The organism is Yersinia rohdei ATCC 43380 (assembly GCF_000173775.1).
GTDB lineage: Bacteria > Pseudomonadota > Gammaproteobacteria > Enterobacterales > Enterobacteriaceae > Yersinia > Yersinia rohdei.
Genome location: NZ_ACCD01000023.1, coordinates 1 through 20,511, shown reverse-complemented (window position 1 = coordinate 20,511; position 20,511 = coordinate 1). Strand labels below are relative to the sequence as shown.

Sequence of the window (20,511 nt, the reverse complement as noted above, 5' to 3'; positions counted from 1 at the left end):
ATTATACCCTGGGGAAAAGAAATGTATTTCCTGTGGAAAAATTGTGCAAAAAAGAACAAATTAACCCAATCTAATCACAGTAAAGCATTGTCGTTGCTCGGTTGGCTGGGGTATTATGGCGCGCTATAAATTTGCTACAGCGTTTAGTAGCAAATGCAAATTCGGGCTGTTGGATAATAGGTTACTCAATGCATTCTATCTATGTTCTCAACCTGAAACGTGTAAACCAAATCATCAAATTTTTTGATGTAAATCCCTTGTAGTAGCGCGACCTATGGCAAAAGAACAAACGGATCGCACGACGCTGGATCTGTTCGCAGATGAACGCCGTCCGGGGCGCCCGAAAACAAACCCATTATCCCGTGATGAACAGCTTAGAATTAATAAGCGAAATCAACTACGGCGCGATAAAGTACGTGGCTTACGACGCGTGGAACTGAAGATTAACGCCGATGCCGTCGATGCTCTCAACAGCCTTGCAGAGCAACGTAATATCAGCCGCAGTGAACTGATTGAACAAATGTTATTGGCTCAATTGGAACACTCACAAGAAGGTTTTTAACCTTTCAGACTGCTGACAACGTTAGTTACCGGGAAAATGTACCAAAGGGGCACTGTGGCGAGAGTCACCGGGGCACCCAGCGGCGCAGTCGCCCGGCAGATGACCGGCAATAGTGTAGGAATGTCTGCAACCTCAAAGGTTTTAATCTTTTCAGTTACCACGACGGCGTGGCGTAAGTCATTACGCCACGCCGTTATTACTTTATCCCCAGCCTACTTAAAATGTTTCCCAGTTGTCATTGCTATCCACCCGAACAGGGGCGGTTACCTTGGTGAGTACTTTTGCTTTCGCAACTGGCTTGCTCCGCTGATCATCTGAGCGCAATTTAAACACTGCGACTGCAAGGTTTAACTGAGTCGCCTGTTCCTCAAGTGACGCCGCAGCCCGTGAAGCCTCCTGCACCAATGCCGCATTTTGCTGAGTCACAGTGTCCATTTCGGCCACCGCCAGCCCAACCTGACTGATACCTTTACTTTGTTCATCAGAAGCAGAGGCTATTTCACTCATTAAATCAGTCACATTGGTAATGGAGCGCACAATCTCATCCATAGTGGCTCCGGTGCTTTCCACCAATGCCGAACCACTGCTGACCCGGCCAACCGACTCGCTAATCAAACCCTCAATTTCCTTCGCCGCCTGAGCGCTTCGTTGAGCAAGATTGCGTACCTCACTGGCGACTACGGCAAAACCACGGCCTTGTTCCCCCGCGCGCGCGGCTTCAACCGCCGCATTCAGCGCCAAAATATTGGTCTGAAACGCAATGCTGTTAATCACAGTGGTGATATCAGCGATTTTCCGCGAACTGGCTGAAATCTCATTCATGGTGTTAACCACATCCGCCACCAGCACCCCGCCCTTTTTTGCTGTTGCGCGCGCATTATCTGCCAGTTGGCTGGCATGATGCGCATTGCTGGCATTATGTTTTACCGTGGCAGTTAACTGCTCCATACTCGCCGCGGTTTCTTCCAGCGCGGCGGCCTGCTGCTCGGTACGAGATGATAAATCGGTATTACCCGCAGCAATCTCCGCAGCGCCCTGATAAATCCCATCGGTACTGCTACGAATAGCTTTAACCGTGTTAACCAGGCTAGTTTGTACCTCGCGTAACAATGGGAATAATTGCCCAACACAATTGTGACCAAAATCAACAATAGGTTGCCCCAGTTGGCCAGAGGCAATAACCCGGAAATGCGCACGAATATCATCCAAAGGGCGAACCAGATTAACCACCAGGTAGCGATCTGTGGCCAATAAAATGGCCAAACCGGTCAGCAATGCCGCAATCAAAGTCATGCTGCTCATTTTAGTCAGTTGTGCGAATTGGTCTTTAGCCACCCCAATAGCATGCGATGCAGCCTGATTAAATGCTTCGGCCACTGAACCATACTGGCGGCTCAACGCGGGAACAGTTTTTTTCGCTAACTCTTGATAAGCAGCGCTATTGTTATCCATTGCCGCCTGATAAAGCGGCATAACACCTTGCTCAATTAATCCACTCCAACCATCAATCACGCCAGTGACTAACACGGGATCTATTTGTGCATGGTCGATAGCTTTAAACTCTGCGAGTTTTTCCTTCAGATTCTCCAATGCAACATTAGAGGATTTAAGTTCCTTATCAGCATCGGCCATATTGCCGCTCTGATGATAATCCACCGCACGAGCAAGGCGAGTTACCATACGGAAATATTGGTCAGTCCCCTGATTGACCAAATTCATATTTTCAACCAACACCGCATTGGCGTTAGAAGATTCTGTCAGTTGGTTCAGTGATAACAACGTATTGGCAGATACTCCGCCCCAAAGCACACAAAATGCGCCGAGAACCCAAAGTAATGCCGCCCTGATGGTGATATTTTTAAAAAACCGCATGTTCGTTCCCCTTATATATCGGATAGTTACCGATAGAGACTCTGGTATTATTTGATGACCGAAAAGCAATAAGGACGTTCCATACAGCTAACGACAGCTCCCCCCCGACAAACGTTCATCTGCCGGTTCTCCCCCTGGCACCACAAATTGCAACCTTTCGATTACATGAATGTTATCGGCAATAACATTGTAAGATTGAGCGACTCACCAAAATTTAATATCGCATAAACTTGATATGAGTCTGATGGCGTCTTCTGGCATTATATCGCCCAATGAAATGTGTTATATTGTTGGGCATCTAGCTCGACAATTAGTTTAACTATTTGAATTCAAAAGGTATTAAGTTATATGGCAATTGTAGGCATTTTCTTTGGCAGCGATACTGGCAATACCGAAAACATTGCCAAGATGATCCAAAAGCAACTGGGCAAAGAGGTTGCTGAGGTTCATGACATTGCCAAAAGCACTAAAGAAGATTTAGAAGGCTTCGATATTCTGCTGATCGGTATCCCAACCTGGTATTACGGTGAAGCCCAGTGCGATTGGGATGATTTCTTCCCAACACTGGAAGAGATCGATTTCAATGGCAAACTGGTTGCGTTGTTCGGTTGTGGTGATCAGGAAGACTACGCAGAATATTTCTGTGATGCGATGGGTACAGTGCGCGATATCATCGAACCGCGTGGTGCCGCTATTGTCGGTCACTGGCCAACGACAGGTTACCACTTTGAAGCCTCTAAAGGCTTGGCTGATGATAATCACTTTATTGGTTTAGCAATCGATGAAGACCGCCAACCAGAACTGACAAATGAACGTGTTGAAGCTTGGGTAAAACAGATAAGCGAAGAACTGAGCTTGTCTGAGATAACCGGCTAAGTTGTCGGCAAAGAAACGCTTGGTGGATTTTAACTATCGCCGGGCGTTTCAACGAGTTCTTATCTTTTTTGTAAACTTACCTTGCCAGTCTCTGGCCATGTATCATCTTTAGATAACCACAAATCTTTGATGGCGTAATTTGCTATCAACATGCGCTTTGTTAAGCCGCCCACAAATCGGCATCCTCATCCGTGTAAAATGAAAATAAATAACTACAAATTTGTAACATCACCTTTCGGCACCATATACTAAAATGATGCGATAATCCCATTCATCAATACACTGCATGATTAATCTGACAAAGTGTGCAATTATATCTTTGTTAACAACCCCGGTTTTCATTTGGGCCTAGCAGTTCTATAATGAGACGCAATTGTAATTATTGCGCCACGGATGTCATAGGCTGAACAGCCTTAATTTGAATCGATAGTAACAGGACTGAATCCGCATGACTGACAACAACAAAGCCTTAAAAAATGCAGGCCTTAAAGTAACACTGCCCCGGCTTAAAATACTGGAAGTGTTGCAAAATCCGGCGTGCCACCACGTCAGCGCGGAAGATCTTTATAAAAAGCTGATCGATATCGGTGAAGAGATTGGTTTGGCGACGGTTTACCGTGTACTAAATCAATTTGATGATGCCGGTATTGTTACCCGCCACAATTTCGAAGGCGGCAAATCAGTCTTTGAACTGACGCAGCAGCATCATCACGATCACCTGATTTGCCTGGATTGCGGCAAAGTGATTGAGTTTAGTAATGAATCCATTGAATCGCTTCAACGTGAAATTGCTAAACAGCATGGTATCAAGCTGACCAATCACAGCCTGTATCTGTACGGCCACTGTGAGAGCGGCAATTGTCGTGAAAATGAGTCTGCACACGACAAAAGATAAAGATTTTATGCACTGAGATTTAAAACCCAGATAATTGCATTCTATTATCTGGCGCGAATAGCTTTATCAGCAAGGTGGCCACCTTTCCTGCTCAGTTAGGAAGCTGGTGGTCATTCTTATTGGTGCTTAGCGCACCCTCCCCCAGACTTTCTGCATCCCACTCGGCTATGTACCTCAATGCCACTCCACTTATCTGAAAATATTTACTGGATTTCAGACAAAAAAAACCCGGACTCGCCGGGGAAAAACCATCAACTCAACGTCACTTCGTGTGTTTACCCAAAAAAATAGCAAACAGGAGATAACCTCAGACACAGCACCTTAAAAACACGCGTCACACTTTAACCGGCTCCGCCCGGCTACTGCGTTTGCCGTCCGGGCTGGTAGCACGGATCAGTACCTCACCGCTGACTTTGGTTGGCACTTTGGCATCATACTGCTGCCATTGCTTTCCGCCATCGGTAGAAAACTCGATAATCAGCCCCGGCAAGGAGAGATTAGCTTCCAATATTCCGCCAACAACTCGCGCCCCCGGCACCGGCAAGCGGTAAGCAACACCGGATTTATCCAGCTTTGCCAATTCACGCTGGCCCATAATATTAGCGAAACGCTGCCAATCCGTATTCAATGCTTGGGTATCCACATGGTGCGTCTTACCGCCTTGATATTCGCGGCCTGCTTGGTAATCCTGTTCCCAAGATGCGCGGTGCCAGGCGCGTTCAGCCAGAGGCAATACCCGAGGGAAAATCATATATTCCATCTGTTTATCAGTGCGTACTGTTTCATTCCATGATTGACCTGAAATACCCTGCACTCCCGGCCAAGGTTTATCACTCTTCGCGCTGAAATGATTACCATCGCGGTCAACCGATGTTTCGGCGTTTTGCGGCATGTTATTGGGGGCGAAACTGAAGACTTTCGCTTCATCGGTAAAGCGGGTGGCCCAGTAATAGCCGCGCTCATTCGGATTAACTTCATAAGGCATATCGAAGTAAACATAATCCGGGTTGGAGGCCACCACCTCATAACCTTTGTTGGCCCAATCATTGATAGAATCGGCCCCACCCCAGTAAAGGGTATCCCAGAAGTTGACGCCAACACGTTTGGTCGCGAAATCTTTGGCGCTTTTTGCGTCTTTCAACCCATCTTGCCAGGCCTGCATTTTTTCAATACCGTGGGCATTAACCAGTTTGCTAACCTCAATGCCGAAGTAGCTGGCAAGGTGCTCAACATCCTGAATCTTGCCTTGCTTGACCCTATCCTGGCACACCTGCGATTTAGCCCAGGGCTTATCTTCAACTCCCTTATCAATGATGCCTTTACCCGGTTCAATAGTGCCATTCTTGTCCTGGAAGCCAGCACCCAGCCGGATATTTTTCGCCTCATCGCCACCAAAGTGCCAAGTGGTTAGCGGCATACCGGCCTCTTTGTGCATCTGCGCCATTTCGCCAATGACTTTATCGACAAACCGCTTAGAAGAATCCAGGCAGGGGTTCAAATAGCTTTTACGTTCATAGAATTGTACTGAGGTGGTGTTAGAGTCGTCTGTCGGGTCGAGTAGCCGGAATTCATTGGCTGCTGTTTCTTTACCCTGCTTCATTAAATTATGGTAACGGGCCTCCATCGACACCACCGCCGCACGGGCATGTGCTGGCATGTCGATTTCAGGAATCACCTCAATTTGGCGGGCTTTGGCATAGTGTAAAATGTCGAGATAATCAGCACGGGTAAAGTAACCAGAACCCAAATTATTGCTATCCGGGCCAGACCCCAATTGGGGTAGCAAGCAAGTATTCTCAGTCAAATCATGGCAACGTTTGCCGCCAACCTCCGTCAACTCTGGCAGGCCGGGGATCTCAATACGCCAGCCCTCATCATCACTGAGGTGAAAGTGGAATTTATTCAGCTTGTAAGCCGCCATCTGATCCAGCAAACGCAGCACCGCGGCTTTGGTTTTGAAGTTACGCCCGACATCTAAGAAGACGCCACGATATTCAAAGCGCGGTGCATCTTGTGCATCAAGAGTGGCAATATTCTTGCTGCCATCGGTCGGCACTAAAGAAAGGATTGATTGCAGGCCGTAAAATACGCCCGCGGGATCAAAGCCAATAACTTGCGCACCTTGCTCGCCAATTTTCAGCTGATAGGCACCGGACAGTGCTAAATCACCTTTAAAGTCAGCCGGTTGAATGGCAGTTTTAATCGGGAATCCTGCCGAATTGAGTGTCAGGCCGAGTAATTCGAAACGTTGCTGCACCGCCTCTGCACCCGATTGCGGCAATGCGCTCAAATCCAATGCCACACCCTTGCTAAGATCAACATCTTGCTGATGGATTTTGACTTCCAGCGGGGTCGGAATAATTTGCCCACGCAAGTCAGCCGCCGCCAATGTTTTCACTGCAGCATTTTTGACGAAACGAGACTCCGGCGTCATCAACACATTATTATCGTCTTTGGTTCGCTGCCAGTTATCTCCGGTAAACTGAGTGAGATATTCGTTGATGTCCTCAGTATCGGTATTTTTCAGTACTTTTGGCTTAGCATTACCCGAAGTTGCATACCAGCGCGGCATAAAGTCGGTGGCAAACAGCTGCCAGTATTCGCCGGTAATGGGGATTTCAACCACCTGATTGGCAGGGAAACCGGCAAATTTTTCCGTCGGTTCAATTTTATGTAGGTCACCGGTCAGGTGCGTAATTTTGAACTGGCTGTTATCCACAGCCAGAATTTGTCGAATACTGTGAAAATAAATAGCCCAGTCCTGGCCTGTTATCTGATCCCCGGTGTTGGTCAGCGTTATCATTACTTTGTTACATGAGGCCCAATCAGCGCCCAACTTAGCGCAGTCCACGCCATGTTCAGCGGCGCGATTATCCAAAATTTTATAGTTAACTTTCAAGGTGCTGAGTTTATCAACTAACTGTTGAGGGGCGGTATCCGCATTGGCGTATCCCATCAAACCCAAAGTTGCGGCCATTGCCGCCAGCGCATTTAATTTGAATCTGTTCATCACTAACCTCATCCATAATTAATAATTGCTGCCAGCATTGTTTGTAAAAGCTATGTTTGTGAACGTATTGTTTGTGAACGTATTGTTTGTATAAGTATTATTTATAAAAGTATTGCTGCTGGCAGAATTATTGTTAGTTTAATTATTGTCGCGAATTTCTTGCCAAAGCTTGCCACACTGCGCTTTATAGGCCTGACCATTGCCGGTATGGGCTGCATCAATGCAACGCTGATAATCCAATACCCGAACTGTTTCTTTGTCAGTAAAGTCTTGATGCGCTCTTTCTTGCTTCAAAACATTCAGCACGGCTTTACAAGGGATAAGCCTTTCCGGTTGACCTTCACTGGCATTAATACAAGCACTGTAAGCTTGCTTAAGTTTGCTGTCTTCCGGCTGAACCGGTGCTTGTGTGGCACAAGCGCTTAATCCCATTATTGCAGTAAGGAGAAAAAGTGTTTTTTTCATGGCATCACTCCATTGTTCCCCGGCACTGTTGGCCGGGGATGGCAATCTAACAATCAGAAAATGGTAAAGGGCGCAATGACGATAAATTTAACGTCTTTTTCATCCTGGAATATGTTGCCGAAACCGCCGCCATAACTTGGGATATTGGTATGGTTGTCATACATCGTGTAATGCAATTTGAATAATGTGCCTTTCGCCCGGCCTTCTTGCAGGGTGTAAAGAATATCAAAGTTCCAGGCGGATTCTTTCAGTCGCACATTCTGGTCATAGATAGGATTGGAGCTAGGTTTAGCATCCCAGCCATAGGCATAGGAGGTGCCAGCGGCCCAACCGGCTAAATTCCAGTTTTTCAGGTCATACATCACGCCACCAAACAGCGCTTTTTCGCCATTGGCGTTGAAATCAGAGCGGGAATCCCACCACACATCCAAACGGCCATTCGAGGTGGCATAGCCCGGAGTCATACGCTGTAAAAAGTAACCTTGGTTACCTTCTGCCTTGGCCCAAGTTCCTTCCAAACGCCAATCCAATGGCCCGGTGGTGTAACCCAAAGTCAGCGCTTGTAACCAGGCTAAGCCGTCATACACGTTATTGACATTCTTGAAGCCACCATCAACTTTGTCTTTGGCTCCATAGAATTGATAAGAGGTGCGCAGATCATTACCTGCAACTGGGAAAGCATAAGAGGCCTTGGTAAAGTACTGATCCATATAATCTTTGGCCTGCCCAAACGCGGCTTCCAGCACCAATTTATTTTTGAAGTCGTACTTGGCACCGAATGAATGCAGGTAACTAATACCGGTAAGCCCATCCGCCTGACGGAAGTTGTACATATTCTGATACCAAGGCGCTTTATATTCATCAGTCCACATGTAGGACATCGATAATGCGCCCGCAGTATCAAAATCAAATTTCGCACCGCCTTCAGCACCACGATAAGTGCCCGGCATAAAACTCCAGTGCGGGGCTAATAATGTCTGGCCGGTCGGCTGGATATACCCGCCACGCGCCCAGAAATCGCCTAACTTGAATTTGGCCGCGGCCTTGTAAACACTGACGCCACTCTTATCCCCCGTCCATTTTTCATCCCAACGGGTTTTAGCATCACTAAAGCCAATTTCGTTTGGTGCCGCCGGGCCACTGTTTGTCAGTTCAACTGCGCCAAATGCCGCCAAGTCGATACCGAACATATCTGCGGCGTAACCAGAAGAGAAGTCCAGGTTGGCGTTAAAGGTGGAGTGATGCAGGTTGGCAACATATTTGCCGTACTCAGCACTGCCGGGGGTTAAATCTTTACGGTCGCGCTGACGCTGCCAATAGTAAATACCACCGGTCAGTGACGAATCATCAATAAAACCTTCAGCCTTGGCCTCTGGGGTTGCCATAAACCCCGTTCCTAACAGTGCACCCGCGACTGCGAGCGCTAACGTTTTACGTTTAGCACCGTGCGTAACCATATAAAAAAATTCCTCTTTGACATCACATTTAAAGTGCTTGCCTGTGTTCACCACTGCTCACAGGTTCAGCCTCAAATAAACCCTAAGTGGGTAAAATTTTGCTGGGGGAGAAATCTCCACCGGCCATTGCTCATTAAAAAAACAAACTTCTGCTGCGAAATACCAACACTTTGATGATGGTTGCTGACACACAGACTATTTTTCGCGACGCGAATTATCAATCAAAAAATAAGCTAATTATTCAAAGTATGACAACGAGCACATAACTGTGAAAAAATATTACAGAGCTCACAAAAGCTTAAAAAACAATGGATAAGAGCATTTTTAAAAGCAAAAATAGTCTCTTATTGACATCCTGAATGGTTTCAGCTTTTAGAATAAATAGTGAATTTTTATGCAATAAATCGCATTTTTGCCGCAGTTAATTTGTAAAGCGAATATTTAAGAACGACTTACAAACAGCGACATTTATGGGAGCAAAAAAAGTAATCTGTTGTTATTGACCTCAGGATGAGGTGAAGAGAAAAAAATCAAGCCGAGTTTAATAAAACAAACATTTTCTGTTTTATCTCTAAGGTGATTGGTGGCCCAGGAGGCGAAGAATGGGGAGATTATTACGCGAAGGCGAGTGCTATAGTGCGGCTAAATACCGCTAAAATAACCCTGCGGCGGTATCATTGAGAGGCATAAAAAAGGCGTGACCTAAGCCACGCCAATAATATTAATTCTGCATACCAAAATTAATTAGCGGCTTTTGCAGCCCAGGTATCACGTAGGCCCACAGTGCGGTTAAACACTAATGCATCCGGACGTGAATAACGGCTGTCAGCACAGAAATAACCTTCACGTTCGAATTGATAGGTTTTTTCTGGCACTGCGGCGGCCAAACTTGGTTCCACGAAGCCCTGGCGAATAACCAAAGATTCAGGGTTAATGGTCGACAGGAAGTCTTCTGCGGCCCCTGGGTTTGGTACACTAAACAACCGGTCGTATAAACGAATTTCCGCAGGTAAGGCGTGCTGCACCGAAACCCAGTGGATAACGCCTTTAACTTTACGCCCGTCAGCCGGATCTTTGTTCAATGTTTCTGGGTCGTAGCTGCAATACAGCGTAGTGACATTGCCTGCGGCGTCTTTCTCAACGCGTTCAGCTTTAAGTACATAAGCATTGCGCAGGCGCACTTCTTTGCCCAACACCAAACGCTTATATTGCTTATTGGCTTCTTCACGGAAATCAGCGCGATCGATATAAATCTCACTATCGAAAGGCACCAGACGGGTGCCCATCTCCGGATTGTTCGGATGATTTGGCATCGTCAGCCACTCTTCCCCAGCAGCACGGTTTTCGATAACCACTTTGATAGGGTCAAGCACAGCCATAGCCCGTGGGGCATTTTCGTTCAGATCATCACGGATACAAGATTCCAGTGACATCATCTCAACGTTATTTTCCTGCTTGGTCACCCCGATACGACGGCAGAATTCACGGATTGATGCCGCGGTATAACCACGGCGACGCAAACCAGAAATGGTTGGCATCCGTGGGTCATCCCAGCCTTCCACAATCTTCTCTGTCACCAATTGGTTCAGCTTGCGCTTAGACATAATGGCGTATTCAAGATTCAGGCGCGAAAACTCATACTGACGTGGATGACATTCAATGGAGATATTATCCAACACCCAATCATACAAGCGACGGTTATCCTGGAATTCCAGTGTACAAAGCGAATGAGTAATCCCTTCGATAGCATCGGAAATGCAGTGGGTAAAGTCATACATCGGGTAAATGCACCACTTGTTGCCCGACTGATGATGCTCGGCGAACTTAATGCGATATAGCACCGGATCGCGCATAACGATAAACGGCGATGCCATGTCGATTTTAGCTCGCAGGCAGGCAGTGCCTTCCGCAAAGCCACCCGCACGCATTTTTTCAAACAGCGCCAGGTTTTCTTCCACACTGCGGTCACGGTATGGGCTGTTTTTACCCGGTGCCGTCAATGTGCCACGGTATTCGCGCATCTGTTCAGCAGTTAGCTCATCCACATACGCCAGACCTTTGTTAATAAGCTCTACAGCGTACTGGTACAGTTGGTCGAAATAGTCTGAGGAGTAATGTATATCACCGCTCCAGGTAAAGCCCAGCCACTCTACGTCGTGTTTAATTGACTCAACAAACTCCACGTCTTCTTTCACCGGGTTGGTGTCGTCAAAACGCAGATTACATTGGCCCTGATAATCTTGTGCAATACCGAAATTCAGACAAATAGACTTCGCATGGCCGATATGCAGATAGCCGTTAGGCTCCGGCGGGAAGCGGGTATGAACTGTCGTGTGTTTGCCGCTGGCTAAGTCTTCGTCAATAATTTGACGTATAAAATTACTCGGGCGGGCTTCTGCCTCACTCATTGTTCTATTCCTCAATGCAAACGCAACAAATATAACCGCATATAATCCAACAAGCCCGGCCCGGAAACAACCGTTTGTTACAGTAAATAAAACAAAAAAGCGGGAAGAGATTGCTCCCTTCCCGCTATGTCGATTAAAACTCTGACCGGTTATTCAGTACATCAGTACCTTAGTGACCGCAGACTTTATCGTTATTACTTGCCATTAATCTCAAACAGTGGGCTTTGACCCGCGACCACAGAGCCACCTGCCAATACCAAGATACCGGCATAATCATCAATATTGCTGACGACCACTGGGCTAATCATAGATTGCGCATTGGCATTCAGATAAGCCAAATCCAGTTCCAACACTGGCTGACCGGCAACCACAGTCGCACCCTCTTCAACCAAGCGGGCAAAGCCCTGGCCGTTAAGTTTCACCGTATCAATCCCGATATGCACCACAACTTCTGCGCCGGTGTCAGTTTCCAGACAGAAAGCATGGTTGGTATTGAAGATTTTAACGACGGTGCCGTTTGCCGGAGCAACGACCATTTTATCGGTTGGACGAATAGCAACGCCATCACCCACAGCTTTGCTGGCAAAGGCTTCATCAGGAACCTGATCCAAGGCCACAACCTCACCGGTGATTGGAGAAACCAATACCAAAGAAGCTGTTTTTGCCGTGTTAATCACCGCTTGAGGCTTGGTTGCAGGTGCCGCTGTGCTGCTTGTTGCAGGAACCGGGCCACCTGCCAATACTACGCGCATTGCCGATGCAATCAGTTCAGCACGAGTACCAACAATAATTTGCACACTTTGTTTATTGAGGCGAATAACACCAGAAGCCCCTAAACGCTTGGCAACACTGTCATTAACCTGGGCGGAATCTTTCACATTCAAGCGCAGACGCGTGATACAAGCATCAATGCCAGTCAGGTTATCTGAACCGCCAATCGCACCAATATAGCGACGAGCTAAACCATTGATTTCACTTTCGTTAACTTCTTTTGTGGTATCCAGATCGACGTTATAACCATCTTCTTCGCTGCCTTCAACGGCCAGTTCACGGCCTGGAGTCAGCAAATTGAATTTCTTGATGGTGAAACGGAAGACCACATAGTAAATGGCGAAGAACACCAGACCTTGTGGGATCAGCATATACCAGTGTGTGGCCAGCGGGTTGCGGGAAGACAGCACCATATCCACCAGACCGGCGCTGAAACCGAAACCTGCAATCCAATGCATACTGGCGGCAATGAACACAGAAATACCGGTCAGTACGGCGTGAATGAAGTACAGCACAGGGGCGACGAACATGAAGGAGAATTCAAGTGGTTCGGTAATACCTGTGAAGAAGGCGGCAAAAGCCCCTGCCAACATGATACCCGCCACTTTCGCTTTATTTTCCGGACGTGCGCAGTGATAAATCGCCAGCGCTGCACCCGGCAAGCCAAACATCATGATCGGGAAGAAACCGGCCTGATAACGACCAGTAATACCGACGATGGCTTTACCGCTATCGATAGACTGTTGGCCACCCAGGAAGTTAGGAATATCGTTAATACCGGCAACGTCAAACCAGAACACTGAGTTCAAGGCGTGATGCAGACCGACGGGGATAAGCAAGCGGTTGAAGAAGGCATAGATGCCCGCGCCCACAGAACCCATATCTTTGATATATTCGCCGAAAGTCACCAATGCGTTATAAATCAGTGGCCAAACGTACATCAGGATAAAGGCAACCACGATCATCAGGAAAGACGTCAGAATCGGAACCAGACGACGACCACTGAAGAAGGAAAGTGCTTTCGGTAGTTCAACACTGCTAAAGCGGTTGTACAACTCAGCAGAGATGATACCCACCAGGATACCCACGAACTGGTTGTTAATTTTGCCGAAAGCAGCCGGAACCTGATCAACTGGGATCTTTTGAATCATCGAGACCGCAGCAGGAGAACACAGTGTGGTTAACACCAAAAAGCCGACAAAGCCGGTCAATGCAGCAGCACCGTCTTTGTCTTTTGACATACCATAAGCCACACCAATGGCGAACAGCACGGACATGTTATCGATGATAGCGGCACCGGATTTGATAAATAATGCCGCAAGTGCATTATCACCACCCCAGCTCACTGGGTCTATCCAGTAGCCAACACCCATCAGTATCGCGGCAGCAGGCAGTGTGGCCACAGGGACCATCAGAGCCCGACCCACTTTTTGCAAGTAACTAAGAATATTCACCTTTCCCCCTATTCGTCCGATATCGGACCCTTATAAGTAGTTTATTTAATTGACTCACTACCTTTTAGAAAAACGCATGGCACACTTTATATTTATTCACGGCACGTATTACTCATTGCGAGTGTAAAAAAATTATTTCGTAACGCAAATTAAAACCCCCTATTTTGTGATAAATATCACCAAAAACTAGTTAAAAAGCACCAACAGACTAGCCATGACACAAAACTTATTTTATCATTCGAAAAATGAACAACGCATTGTACCAGCGCATGAGTCAAAATCTGAGTTACGCTTAGATGAATGATTTTAATCGCGTAGAGTATAGCCACTATTAGCAATCCAAGAGGTGCAAGATGAGACTTATCCCACTGAAAAACACCACAGAAGTTGGCAAATGGGCAGCACGTCATATCGTTAATCGTATCAATGCCTTCAAACCGACAGCTGACCGTCCATTTGTGCTGGGTTTGCCTACTGGTGGCACACCAATGGAGGCCTATAAGCATTTAATCGCCATGCATAAAGCCGGCGATGTTAGCTTCAAGCATGTTGTCACTTTTAACATGGATGAATATGTTGGCTTGCCGCAGGAACACCCGGAAAGCTACTACACCTTCATGCACACCAACTTCTTCGATCATGTTGATATTCCAGCAGAAAATATCAACCTATTGAATGGTAACGCGCCAGACATCGATGCTGAATGTCGTCGTTACGAAGAAAAAATTAAGTCTTACGGCAAAATTCACCTGTTCATGGGTGGCGTCGGTGTTGATGGCCATATCGCCTTTAACGAACCGGCATCCTCTTTGGCTTCCCGCACTCGTATCAAAACTCTGACCCAAGAAACCCGCATTGCTAACTCCCGCTTCTTTGGTGGTGATGCAAACCTCGTGCCGAAATATGCACTTACCGTAGGTGTGGGGACATTATTGGATGCAGAAGAAGTGATGATTTTGGTTACCGGTCATGGCAAAGCACAAGCCTTGCAAGCCGCGGTTGAAGGTAGCATCAACCACATGTGGACTATCAGTTGCCTGCAACTGCATGCCAAAGCCATCATGGTGTGTGATGAACCATCAACCATGGAATTGAAGGTCAAAACCGTCAAGTATTTCCGCGAATTAGAAGCTGAAAACGTCAAAAATCTGTAATAGTTATCAGGGGGCCAAGATGTACGCTTTAACTCACAGTCGTATTTATACCAGCCATGAAGTATTGGATAATCATGCCGTTGTTGTGGCTGATGGATTGATCGAACGTATCTGTCCTGTCGATGAACTTCCGGCTGGTATTGAAATCCGTGATTTGGGTGGTGCCATTCTGGCCCCCGGTTTTATTGATCTTCAACTGAATGGCTGCGGCGGCGTCCAATACAATGATTCTCTCGAGGCTATTTCAGTAGAGACGTTGGATATCATGCAGCGCGCGAATGAAAAATCAGGTTGCACCAGCTTCTTGCCAACACTGATTACTTGCAGTGATGAATTTATGAAGCACGGCGTCAATGTCATGCGCTCATACTTACAAAAAAATCAGCACCAGGCTTTGGGGCTACATCTTGAGGGGCCGTATATCAGCCCGCTGAAGAAAGGCACCCATAATCCTGCATTTATTCGCAAACCTAGCGCAGAAATGATTGATTATCTGTGCGCCAATGCGGATGTAATAACTAAACTGACAGTGGCACCTGAAATCGTTGATGCTAAATATATTCGTCAACTGACAGAGGCTGGTATTGTGGTGTCTGCGGGTCACTCAAACGCAACTTATCAGCAAGCCCGCCAAGGGTTTAGTGCTGGGATCCGCTTCTCAACGCACCTTTATAATGCAATGCCTTACATTTCCGGGCGCGAACCGGGGCTTATTGGTGCAATTTTTGATACGCCAGATATCTACACCGGTGTTATTGCTGATGGCCTGCATGTCGACTGGGCCAATATCCGCAATGCCAAACGTCTAAAAGGCGAAAAGCTGGTACTGGTGACCGATGCCACAGCACCGGCAGGGGCAGATCCTGCAATTGAACAATTTATTTTTGCTGGTAAAACAATATACTATCGTGATGGCTTATGTGTAGATGAGAACGGCACCTTAAGCGGTTCAGCACTCACCATGATAGAAGCAGTACAAAATAGTGTTGAACATGTAGGTATCGCGCTGGACGAATCATTACGTATGGCAACACTTTATGCGGCCCGCGCTATTGGCGTGGATAAACAGTTAGGGAGTATTGAGGTCGGCAAAGTTGCTAACCTGACTGCCTTCACCCGCGATTATAAAATCATTAAAACCATCGTTAACGGTAACGAGGTTTTAAAATAAGCGAGTAATTTGATTAATGAGCACTGGCGGACTGTCACAAATCGGTAACGTAGATCTGGTGAAACAACTCAATGGTGCCGTGGTTTACCGGCTTATTGATCAACAAGGCCCGATTTCGCGTATACAAATTGCCGATCTTAGTCAGCTAGCCCCCGCCAGTGTCACCAAAATCACCCGCCAATTGTTAGAGCGGGGGCTTATCAAAGAAGTCGATCAACAGGCTTCTACTGGGGGCCGCCGCGCCATTTCCATTGTTACAGAAAACCGCCAGTTCCATACTATTGCTGTCCGTCTGGGCCGCCATGATGCCACCATTACCCTGTTTGACATGAGCGGGAAGTCGCTGGGAGAAGAGCATTACGCCCTACCAGAACGCACTCAAGAAACCCTGGAATACGCCCTCTTTAATGTCATCAGCCAATTTATCGAAGCCTATCAGCGCAAGTTACGCGAGCTGATCGCCATCGCAGTGATTCTTCCCGGTCTGGTTGAACCGAGCAAAGGTATCGTGCGCTATATGCCACATATCAGTGTCAGCAACTGGCCGTTAGTCGAAAATCTGCAAAATCGCTTTAATGTCACCAGCTTTGTCGGCCACGATATCCGCAGTCTGGCGCTGGCGGAGCACTATTTCGGTGCCACCCGTGATTGCGAAGATTCCATCTTGGTTCGTCTGCACCGGGGAACCGGGGCCGGCATCATTGTTAATAGCCAGATATTTTTAGGCAGCAATGGCAACGTCGGTGAAATCGGTCATATCCAAATTGATCCCCTGGGTGAGCGCTGCTATTGCGGCAATTTTGGTTGTCTGGAGACCGTGGCATCAAATGCAGCGATTGAAAACCGGGTGCGCCACCTGTTGACTCAGGGCTACCCAAGCAAACTGACATTGGATGATTGCCATATTAGCGCTATTTGCAAAGCCGCCAATAAAGGGGATTTGCTGGCGACCGAAGTCATCGAACATGTGGGCCGCTACCTCGGTAAAGCCATTTCTATTGCCATCAACTTATTTAATCCACAAAAAGTCGTTATTGCCGGCGAAATCATCGAAGCCGACAAAATCCTGCTTCCCGCCATTCAGGGTTGTATCAATACGCAAGTGTTGAAAAACTTCCGCCAAAACCTGCCGATAGTCACCTCGCAGCTTAACCATCAATCGGCCATCGGGGCTTTCGCGCTGGCTAAACGTGCCATGCTGAACGGCGTGTTGCTACAGCACCTGTTAGAAAATCAAACGCCATAGATGTCAAAATCCCGGAAAGCAGGTATAACCTGCTGATAAGGAAATTGCAGGGTCACGGCCCTAATCGACCATGTTATAGTGGCATATTGCTGCGGCTAAAAGAGTAATATAAACAATGACAATTAAAAGCGTTATATGTGATATCGACGGCGTGTTGTTGCATGATAATCACCCGATCCCTGGGGCAGATGTTTTTCTGGCCCGAATTCAAGAAGCCGGAATGCCGCTGGTTATTTTGACCAATTATCCATCCCAAACCGCGCAAGACTTGGCTAACCGCTTCAGTTCTGCCGGGCTTGAAGTGCCGGAAAGTGCATTTTATACCTCTGCAATGGCCACTGCCGACTTCCTGCGCCGTCAGGAGGGTAAAAAAGCCTATGTGGTGGGTGAAGGCGCATTAGTTCACGAATTGTATAAAGCAGGTTTTACCATTACTGATATCAATCCTGATTTTGTCATTGTGGGCGAAACCCGCTCTTATAACTGGGATATGATGCATAAAGCGGCCTATTTTGTGGCTAATGGCGCGCGTTTTATTGCCACCAACCCAGATAGCCATGGTCATGGTTTTTCCCCAGCCTGTGGCGCGCTCTGTGCCCCTATCGAGAAAATCTCGGGCAAGAAACCATTTTATGTCGGCAAGCCTAGCCCGTGGATCATCCGTGCGGCACTGAATAAAATGCAAGCGCACTCAGAAAGCACAGTAATTGTCGGGGATAACCTGCGCACAGATATTCTGGCCGGGTTCCAGGCCGGCCTTGAAACCATCTTAGTGCTGTCTGGAGTCTCCACATTGGCGGATATTGACGCCATGCCCTTCCGCCCAAGCTATGTTTACAGCTCTGTTGCAGAAATCGACATCATCTAATTTTGTTGGCGGTCATGGCCGCCACTCCCTTTTTTGGTGCAATGCACTAAAGTTTCTTGCCATTCCTCCCTGTTTTAGCGCATTTTCTTTTAATACTCTCAGAACCGCGCCTGCTATAGCGGCAAATCCATAAAACTATAAATTGGCGTGTTTTTTGCATTATTTTCTATTAGCAAATGACGAGTTTCTTTAAATTATTCGGATGACTGCATCGTCATGGGGCATAACTTGCAAGCAAGTGGCTAAAAAATAGCGCCAGCGATGAACGACTCAAACTCAACATCATCACCGCCAAAGCAGCGAAGTTAGGGAGATTATTATGTGTTCTATTTTCGGGGTTCTTGACCTTAAAACCGACCCCATTGAGTTACGCAAAAAAGCGCTGGAAATGTCACGTTTAATGCGCCACCGTGGCCCAGACTGGTCGGGTGTATGGGCAAATGATAAAGCAATATTGGCCCATGAGCGTTTATCTATTGTTGACGTAAATACCGGTGCTCAGCCCCTGTATAATGCGGCTCAAACGCATATTCTGGCGGTAAACGGTGAAATTTATAATCATCAAGCATTGCGCCAGCAATATGGCGACCGCTATGAATTCCAGACCGGCTCAGACTGCGAAGTCATTCTGGCGCTGTATCAGGAAAAAGGGCCTGATTTCCTTGACGATCTACAAGGCATGTTCGCATTTGTCTTATACGATACAGAGAAAGACGCCTACCTGATCGGCCGTGACCACCTGGGTATTATCCCGCTGTATATGGGCCATGACGAACACGGCAATATGTTTGTCGCTTCCGAGATGAAAGCGTTAGTCCCGGTTTGCCGCACCATTAAAGAATTCCCGGCAGGTAGCTATCTGTGGAGCAAAGACGGCGAAATCCGCGAATATTATCATCGCGACTGGTTTGATTTCGATAATGTAAAAGACAATGTTACCGACAAAGTGGCCTTGGCAAATGCATTAGAAGAAGCAGTAAAAAGCCATTTGATGTCTGACGTGCCTTACGGCGTGTTACTGTCTGGCGGCCTGGATTCTTCGGTTATTTCCGCCATCACCAAAAAATTTGCTGCCCGCCGAGTCGAAGATGACGAGCGCAGTGAAGCCTGGTGGCCACAATTGCACTCCTTCGCCGTGGGTTTAGTGGGCTCCCCTGATTTACGTGCCGCGAAAGAAGTCGCCAATCATTTAGGTACTGTGCACCATGAAATTCATTTCACCGTGCAAGAAGGTCTGGATGCTATTCGCGATGTGATTTATCACATTGAAACCTATGATGTCACCACCATCCGCGCCTCAACGCCAATGTATTTGATGTCACGTAAAATCAAGGCGATGGGCATCAAAATGGTGTTATCTGGTGAAGGTTCTGACGAAGTATTCGGCGGTTACCTCTATTTCCACAAAGCGCCGAATGCCAAAGAATTACATGAAGAAACCGTGCGCAAGCTGTTAGCTCTGCACATGTATGACTGTGCCCGAGCCAATAAAGCCATGTCTGCCTGGGGCGTAGAAGCTCGCGTTCCCTTCCTGGATAAAAATTTCCTTGATGTCGCAATGCGTATCAACCCGCAAGATAAAATGTGCGGCAATGGCAAGATGGAAAAGCATGTCCTGCGTGAATGTTTTGAATCTTACCTGCCACACAGTGTTGCATGGCGTCAAAAAGAGCAATTCTCCGATGGTGTTGGCTACAGCTGGATTGATACATTAAAAGAGAAAGCAGCCGAGCAAGTCACTGATCAACAGATGGAAACTGCTCATTTCCGTTTCCCATATAACACGCCGTCTTCCAAAGAAGGCTACTTGTATCGCGAAATCTTTGAAGAGCTGTTCCCGCTGCCAAGTGCAGCTGAATGTGTCCCTGGCGGCCCATCAGTGGCATGTTCATCAGCTAAAGCTATTGAATGGGATGAATCATTCAAAAGCATGGATGACCCATCAGGCCGTGCCGTGGGCGTCCATCAGGATGCTTATAAATAATTCCACTGTTGCGAGGGGCTAAAACCTTCGTACTTTTGGTTCTGATAGCAAGGTCGCCTCCGGGCGGCCTTTTTTATTGGCCATCAGTGACTGATAACCGCGTAACCAGAGTGGCTAACACAGCGGTAACCTCAAACAGTCTGGATATATTCCTTTTGCAGGTAAATTCAACAATTAATCATTATAACTGCTGCTTTAATCGCCAGTCTGTTCACAAGCCAAACAAACGAACCCTTTCAGCGCTTTTTTGGGAAAAAATTAGTTGACGCAATTCGGCCATATACGCATAATGCGCCCCGCAACGCCGATGAAGGTTGT

Annotated in this window: 14 protein-coding genes; 8 read left to right on the top strand and 6 right to left on the bottom strand. The window is 47.2% G+C overall.

The features are described from left to right. The first annotated feature begins 274 nt into the window (after positions 1–274). On the top strand, positions 275–562 hold the full coding sequence (ybfE, locus tag YROHD0001_RS04670) for a LexA regulated protein (protein WP_004715753.1): 288 nt from the start codon (positions 275–277) through the stop codon (positions 560–562). A 216-nt stretch (positions 563–778) separates the two neighbouring features. Here the strand turns inward: ybfE and YROHD0001_RS04675 are convergent, their stop codons facing one another. Continuing rightward, positions 779–2,434: a methyl-accepting chemotaxis protein gene (locus tag YROHD0001_RS04675; RefSeq protein WP_004715752.1), complete on the bottom strand. Its 1,656-nt coding sequence runs from the start codon at positions 2,432–2,434 to the stop codon at positions 779–781. Between the two features lie 348 nt (positions 2,435–2,782). On the opposite strand from YROHD0001_RS04675, the gene fldA reads away from it, so the two are divergent. Continuing rightward, positions 2,783–3,310: a flavodoxin FldA gene (fldA, locus tag YROHD0001_RS04680; RefSeq protein WP_004715751.1), complete on the top strand. Its 528-nt coding sequence runs from the start codon at positions 2,783–2,785 to the stop codon at positions 3,308–3,310. A gap of 448 nt (positions 3,311–3,758) precedes the next feature. Then, a complete protein-coding gene (gene fur / locus YROHD0001_RS04685) occupies positions 3,759–4,205 on the top strand; it encodes a ferric iron uptake transcriptional regulator (protein WP_004715749.1) in 447 nt (148 codons plus the stop codon). A 334-nt stretch (positions 4,206–4,539) separates the two neighbouring features. Here fur and YROHD0001_RS04690 read toward each other — a convergent pair whose 3' ends face one another. The 5 genes from YROHD0001_RS04690 to nagE form a co-directional block, all read right to left on the bottom strand. Continuing rightward, a complete protein-coding gene (locus YROHD0001_RS04690) occupies positions 4,540–7,215 on the bottom strand; it encodes a beta-N-acetylhexosaminidase (RefSeq protein WP_032817486.1) in 2,676 nt (891 codons plus the stop codon). Positions 7,216–7,353: 138 nt separating this feature from the next. After that, entirely contained in the window at positions 7,354–7,680 is a 327-nt protein-coding gene (gene chiQ / locus YROHD0001_RS04695; RefSeq protein WP_032817484.1) for a ChiQ/YbfN family lipoprotein, read from the bottom strand. 53 nt (positions 7,681–7,733) lie between these two features. Next, positions 7,734–9,137: a chitoporin ChiP gene (chiP, locus tag YROHD0001_RS04700; RefSeq protein ID WP_004715746.1), complete on the bottom strand. Its 1,404-nt coding sequence runs from the start codon at positions 9,135–9,137 to the stop codon at positions 7,734–7,736. 740 nt (positions 9,138–9,877) lie between these two features. After that, a complete protein-coding gene (gene glnS / locus YROHD0001_RS04705) occupies positions 9,878–11,545 on the bottom strand; it encodes a glutamine--tRNA ligase (protein WP_004715745.1) in 1,668 nt (555 codons plus the stop codon). A gap of 194 nt (positions 11,546–11,739) precedes the next feature. Next, on the bottom strand, positions 11,740–13,770 hold the full coding sequence (nagE, locus tag YROHD0001_RS04710; RefSeq protein WP_032817482.1) for an N-acetylglucosamine-specific PTS transporter subunit IIBC: 2,031 nt from the start codon (positions 13,768–13,770) through the stop codon (positions 11,740–11,742). Positions 13,771–14,123: 353 nt separating this feature from the next. Between nagE and nagB the strand changes: the two genes are divergently transcribed. From nagB to asnB, 5 genes are all read left to right on the top strand, one after another. Then, positions 14,124–14,924: a glucosamine-6-phosphate deaminase gene (gene nagB, locus YROHD0001_RS04715; RefSeq protein WP_004715743.1), complete on the top strand. Its 801-nt coding sequence runs from the start codon at positions 14,124–14,126 to the stop codon at positions 14,922–14,924. A 19-nt stretch (positions 14,925–14,943) separates the two neighbouring features. After that, a complete protein-coding gene (gene nagA / locus YROHD0001_RS04720) occupies positions 14,944–16,095 on the top strand; it encodes an N-acetylglucosamine-6-phosphate deacetylase (protein ID WP_004715742.1) in 1,152 nt (383 codons plus the stop codon). A 16-nt stretch (positions 16,096–16,111) separates the two neighbouring features. After that, entirely contained in the window at positions 16,112–17,341 is a 1,230-nt protein-coding gene (nagC, locus tag YROHD0001_RS04725; protein ID WP_004715741.1) for a DNA-binding transcriptional regulator NagC, read from the top strand. 115 nt (positions 17,342–17,456) lie between these two features. Then, positions 17,457–18,209 carry an HAD-IIA family hydrolase gene (locus YROHD0001_RS04730; RefSeq protein WP_004715740.1) on the top strand — a complete coding sequence of 251 codons (753 nt, stop codon included), beginning with the start codon at positions 17,457–17,459 and terminating at the stop codon, positions 18,207–18,209. Between the two features lie 319 nt (positions 18,210–18,528). Further along, positions 18,529–20,193, top strand: a complete 1,665-nt coding sequence (asnB, locus tag YROHD0001_RS04735; RefSeq protein WP_004715739.1) for an asparagine synthase B — start codon at positions 18,529–18,531, stop codon at positions 20,191–20,193. The last annotated feature ends 318 nt before the right edge of the window (positions 20,194–20,511 follow it).